This window comes from Planktothrix mougeotii LEGE 06226 (assembly GCF_015207485.1).
GTDB lineage: Bacteria > Cyanobacteriota > Cyanobacteriia > Cyanobacteriales > Microcoleaceae > Planktothrix.
This window is the reverse complement of sequence record NZ_JADEWU010000138.1, coordinates 1-5,807: the sequence shown is the minus strand read 5'-3', so window position 1 is coordinate 5,807 and position 5,807 is coordinate 1. Positions and strand designations below refer to the sequence as shown.

4 protein-coding genes are annotated in these 5,807 nt (G+C 41.6%); 3 read left to right on the top strand and 1 reads right to left on the bottom strand.

Features of this window, described 5'->3' with window-relative positions; genetic code table 11:
• Window positions 1-288: 288 nt before the first annotated feature.
• Window positions 289-3,366, top strand: coding sequence for a CHAT domain-containing protein (locus IQ236_RS27205; protein ID WP_193872313.1), 3,078 nt, complete (start codon window positions 289-291; stop codon window positions 3,364-3,366).
• 336 nt (window positions 3,367-3,702) lie between these two features.
• On the opposite strand, the gene IQ236_RS27200 is transcribed toward IQ236_RS27205, so the two are convergent.
• Window positions 3,703-4,491 carry an HAD family hydrolase gene (locus tag IQ236_RS27200; protein WP_193872311.1) on the bottom strand — a complete coding sequence of 263 codons (789 nt, stop codon included), beginning with the start codon at window positions 4,489-4,491 and terminating at the stop codon, window positions 3,703-3,705.
• A gap of 90 nt (window positions 4,492-4,581) precedes the next feature.
• On the opposite strand from IQ236_RS27200, the gene IQ236_RS27195 reads away from it, so the two are divergent.
• Entirely contained in the window at window positions 4,582-4,845 is a 264-nt protein-coding gene (locus IQ236_RS27195; protein WP_228041891.1) for a hypothetical protein, read from the top strand.
• Between the two features lie 123 nt (window positions 4,846-4,968).
• A complete protein-coding gene (locus IQ236_RS27190) occupies window positions 4,969-5,784 on the top strand; it encodes a prepilin peptidase (protein ID WP_193872309.1) in 816 nt (271 codons plus the stop codon).
• Window positions 5,785-5,807 lie beyond the last annotated feature (23 nt).

Genomic DNA, 5,807 nt, shown 5'->3' with positions numbered 1-5,807 from the left:
GGTTTGGTCTCCAAACCCAGACAACAAGAGGGTTTGGAGACCAAACCCCTACAGAACTCTTTCACAAATCATTTAGGATTGCTATAGAAACCGGGTTTCTCAACAGAACTTAATTTCTAATTCCAAATTTTACTAGAAACCCGGTTTCTGATTTTGCTAAAAACCCACACCCCTAGAAACCGGGTTTCTCAACAGAACTTAATTTCTAATTCCAAATTTTACTAGAAACCCGGTTTCTGACTTCACCCAACACACGCTACAATATTATTAACCAGAGAGGAGTACCCCATGAAAAAACGCCTCGGTGCTTACCTTAATTTAATTCAGCAGTGGTCGTTAAAGCTAATCAAAAAATTAATAACGTTTTTATCTTTTTCTCCTCCATCCCCTGACGATGAGCAATTTAATCAATATTCTCCTCAAGATTATCGTACCTTAATTCAAGGATTATTTCAAACAGAATATGAAAGAAATATTGAACAATTAAATACCCTTCTAGCCGATAACCGCCATCTCCTCAACCTACAATTTGCAGAAGTCTTAAAAATCGTTGCGACGGGAATTATTGAAGAACACCCAGAAGCAACAGAAACGATAGTAGCATTAGTCGGAAATATCAGTATTAGAATTAGTGATTTTCCTCTGGGAAACCCTAGATATATTCAAAAAATTGCTATTGCGGGATATGAGTTTGTCTTGGGTTATCGTCAGGAAGAACCAGAATTAGGGGCGCAAACTAATAATAATCTGGGGAATGCCTATTCAGACCTAGCAGCAATAGAAAATACCCAAGAGAATTTAAAAGCTGCCATCGCTTGTTATCAACAGGCTTTAATCGTTCGTCAACAACAGACATACCCCCAAGATTGGGCAGGGACTAATAATAATCTGGGGAATGCCTATTCAGACCTAGCAGCAATAGAAAATACCCAAGAGAATTTAAAAGCAGCCATCGCTTGTTATCAACAGGCATTAATTGTTCGTCAACAACAGACTTTACCCCAACAATGGGCAACGACTAATAATAATCTGGGGAATGCCTATTCAGACCTAGCAGCAATAGAAAATACCCAAGAGAATTTAAAAGCAGCGATCGCTTGTTATCAACAGGCTTTAATCGTTCGTCAACAACAGACATACCCCCAAGATTGGGCAGGGACTAATAATAATCTGGGGACTGCCTATTCTAACCTAGCAGCAATAGAAAATACCGAAGAGAATTTAAAAGCAGCCATCGCTTGTTATCGACTAGCGTTAATTGTTCGTCAACAACAAACATACCCCCAACAATGGGCAACGACTAATAATAATCTGGGGAATGCCTATTCTGACCTAGCAGCAATAGAAAATACCCAAGAGAATTTAAAAGCTGCCATCGCTTGTTATCGACAAGCGTTAATAGTTCGCCAACCGAAAACATTACCTCTGGACTGTGTACAAACTGGACGCAATTTAGGCAATTTAGGGTTTAAAATCGGAAACTGGGAATGGGGCATTGAAGGGTATGAAGCGGCGATGAAAGCAGTAGAAAATAGTCGCAGTCGGGCGCAAACCGATCAACAGCGTCAAGAGATTTTAGCCGCCGCCATTGGGGTTTATGCTAATGCAATTCAATGTTATATTAATTTGGGGAATTATCAACAGGCTTTATTGACCGCAGAGCGATCGCGGTGTCGGCAGTTAGCGGATTTATTTGCCAGTAAGGATCTCTATCCCAATGCGGAAGTTCCCCCGGAATTGGTGGCGGACTATAATCTTTTGAAACAACGGATGAATCAGTTACAAACACCCCCACCCAATACACCGGAAAATCCCTCAAAAACTCGTCAACTCTCCCCAGAAACTTTAGCAGAAATTGAACAATTAGAAAGGGAAAGAAAGCAGCTTTGGCAAAAAATTCGCAGTCATGATCCGGTATTAGCAGGTCAAATAGAAGTTGATGTGATTCAGTTCGCAGAAATTCAGCAGTTAATTCAGGATGATGTCACCGCTATTGTTAGTTTTTATAGTACCAATGATCAAACCTTTGTGTTTGTGTTGCGGCGGAGTGACCTAACCCCCCTAACCCCCCTTCCCTGCGAGGGAATGGGGGAACAATCTTACTCCCCTCGCCTCGCAGGAGAGGGGTCGGGGGAGAGGTCGTCTGTGTCGGGAAGTGACCTAACCCCCCTAACCCCCCTTCCCTGCGAGGGAATGGGGGAACAATCTTACTCCCCTCGCCTCGCAGGAGAGGGGTCGGGGGAGAGGTCATATTCTCTAACCCTCCACACCTGCGACGGTCAAGGATACAAAACCCTGCAAAACTGGATATTGCAAAATTGGTTAACACCCTATGTCGAAAACAAAACCCAATGGCATGAAAATATGGGTAATTTTCTCACCGAAATTGCCCAAAGATTGCAGATTAATCAATTAATTGAGGAACATTTACAGGGAATTGAAGAATTAATTATTATTCCCCATTTGTACCTGCATCAAATTCCCTTTGCGGCTTTACCCTTAACTCTCAATACCACTATTCCCACCGGAGAAACCCAAACCGCAAAAACTCGTCAAATGGCTTGGAATGAAAACAATGATTCTAGTACCGTTGTATCAGATAATAATATAGAATCCCCAGAATATTTGTGCGATCGCTTTCGGTTAAGAGTCGTTCCCAGTTGTCAAATTTTGAAATATTGTAGCGATCGCAAATCCGTTGACAAACCCCATCAATTGGGAATTGTGGAAAATGCTACCGGAGATTTATTCTATACCGAAATTGAATGTCAGACCTTAGCAAAACGCTATCAAGTTTCTCAAGAATATCATCTCAAAGAACAAGATTGTACCCAATCTAATTATATCGAATTAGCGAAAAAAGTGCAACGGTTACATTCAAGCCATCATGCTAACGCAGACTTACAAAATCCCGAAAATTGCAAATTAGTTTTAGCGAATAAAGAAGAACTCAATTTAGCCACAATTTTTACCCTCCGGTTTCCAACGTTATTGGATTTATTTTTATCCTGTTGCGAAACCCATTTAACCTTAACCCCCATTACCGATGAACCGTTATCCTTAGCCGCAGGTTTCCTATCAGCAGGAGCGCGAAATGTTGTCAGTACATTGTGGGCGGTGAATGATCAAACCACCGCGATATTGACGATATTATATTATCAGTATCTTGACCAAGGAAAAACCCGCCCCGAAGCGTTAAGATTAGCGCAATTTGACCTGAGAAATTGTAAAAATCTGGAAGAATTAGCCAAATCTTCAGAGCGCTTAGGACAAAAAGTAGAGAGTCCTAAAAATAGTTCTGAGGTAAAATATCCCTATTCAAGTCCCTACTATTGGGCGGGTTTTCTCTCCCAAGGTTTAGCTTAATAATCGTAGGGTGCGTAAGCACAGCGCACGCACCATCTCTGCTGTGGATATTTAATATAAAACCCTTCAATAGGTGCTACTCAATAAAGTCTCATCCAGTCACAGATTTAATGAGTTTTGGAAACAACTATTCTCAAACTTGAAATTGAGCGATTATATAGGATTTATATAGTATTAAAGATGGTGCGTGCGCTTTGCTTACGCACCCTACAAGACTGTATTTATATAGTATTAAATAGGGTGCGTTCGCTTTGCTTACGCACCCTACAAGACTGTATTTATATAGTATTAAAGATGGTGCGTGCGCTTTGCTTACGCACCCTACAAGACGACTGTTTAACTGTTGAACCAATCTGAAAAATCTTGGCTAAATTGAGACAGAGATAATAAATGAATTCTGGGATGTTCTAACGTTAAATCTCGTTCTTGTTGGAGATTATAGCCCCAATCTGCTAAAAATAATTGTACAGAATCTAAATCCGGTTGTTGTTCCACCGCAAATAAGGTTTGTAACCGATCTTCAATAAACCAAATATTCGGAGTCGGTTGAATTGTTGTTAATAATTCCCGTAATATTTGCGCTTTCGGACGTTTATAACCTTTCCCAAAAATTCGACCTTCAGGAATTGTAACCCCTTGTTGTTGAAGAAGCGATCGCACAAATCGCTCCTCTTTTGTCGTAATAATATAAACTGGAAAATACTGTTCAATTAACGGTTTAATTCGTTCAATCACACCCGGATAAAATCGATGTAATCCTAACCAACCGGATAAATCCTGATTAATCCATTGATCTCTAACCCCATCCAAATGAGGGCCGATCACCTCCGCTTTTAATTGTTCTTCCGTAACAATATGGTGAGCAATTCTTGACCAATTCTGTAAAATATCAGATTCCGAAATCCCTAAAACCAAAGCTCGAATTAAAATCGGCATTTCCCAACCAATTTCAATCACGGGACGAGTTCGATAGAAAATCGGGGCTAATGCTTCCGGTGAAATCCCATCAGGAGGCGACCACAATTGACAATAGCTGCGCCATGCGGTTTCAAAATATTCTAACAGTCCATCACAAACAACCCCATCAAAATCAAGTGCGAGTAAAGTCGGTTTATCGTTTATCATAAAATTTTAATTTTAGATTTGGGAATCAACTCAACTTATATTAAATCAACGCTGTTTTCTTCCTCTAAAATTTGTCATTGAGGAGCGATCGTGGTACAAGCCTTACAACTCGAAACTGAATCCTTCCTTAACCCTCCAAAGCCTCCCTATCAGCTTGATGCTGACTTAATCAGGGTGGCTAAACATCTCTATTATGCCTATGTAGAAGTCCATGCTCAACGAATGCGGCGACCCTTGGGAGTGGCGATCAACCCTAGCAATTATCGCAGTTGTTTATTATTTGCGAGTCAACCGATTTTACTACCAGGGGAATATTTTATTCCTTTTGAACACATTGAAGCCGATTTATTTTAGCTCCCAGGGACTCTTAGAAACCGGGTTTGTGTACAAAGCTTTCGGTGTTTAATCAAGACCCTTTCAGAAACCCGGTTTCTGTTGAGTGGTTTTAGCTCCCATCGTTAAGAATCAGCATTGAACATGGATATTATACTGAGTTTACCTGCCTATTTAATTGTGTTTGCGTTTGGAGCGTCCATCGGCAGTTTTCTCAACGTGGTCATCTATCGAATTCCCGCCGGGTTATCCATACTCCATCCTCCCTCTCGCTGTCCCCGATGTCTAACGCGGTTGAGTCCCTCAGAAAATATTCCCGTATTCGGTTGGTTGTGGCTTCAGGGACGCTGTAAACATTGCCATACCCCCATTTCTATTCGTTATCCCCTTGTAGAAGCTACCACAGGACTCTTATTTTTATTAATATTTTTAATATCTCCAAACTTCACCCAAACGGTGGGCTATTGGGTTTTATTCAGTTGGTTAATTGCTCTATCGTTGATTGATTTAGATACTTATACTCTGCCCAATGTGCTCACCCAGTCGGGGTTAATATTAGGCTTAGGATTTCAACTCACCCACGCCTTAACAACATCCTCACCCCTGAGTAATGGCTTGATGGTGGGAATTTTGGGGGCTGTTCTAGGGTTATGGCTATTTGATATTATTTCCTTTGCAGGAACCCTGGTTATGGGTCAAACGGCAATGGGGGCTGGAGATAGTAAACTCGCCGCCATGATGGGAGCTTGGTTAGGCTGGAAATATTTACTCGTGGCTGGATTTATCGCCTGTGGTTTAGGGGCTATTGTCGGTGGAGGAGCCATCGCCCTTAAATTAATCAATCGTCGTCAACCTATCCCCTTCGGCCCCTTCCTAGCCCTCGCTACCGCCATCACAGCCCTCTGGGGACAAGCGATCCTATCCGCTTACCTGAGTCTATTTTTCCCAACCTTGAGTTGAGGAGCAGGGGAAGGGGGGACAAG

Excerpts from the sequence above, each read along its gene's own strand:
- IQ236_RS27190 (WP_193872309.1), top strand. The coding sequence starts at position 4,969 with ATGGATATTATACTGAGTTTACCTGCCTATTTAATTGTGTTTGCGTTT.
- IQ236_RS27200 (WP_193872311.1), bottom strand. The coding sequence starts at position 4,491 with ATGATAAACGATAAACCGACTTTACTCGCACTTGATTTTGATGGGGTT.
- IQ236_RS27205 (WP_193872313.1), top strand. The coding sequence starts at position 289 with ATGAAAAAACGCCTCGGTGCTTACCTTAATTTAATTCAGCAGTGGTCG.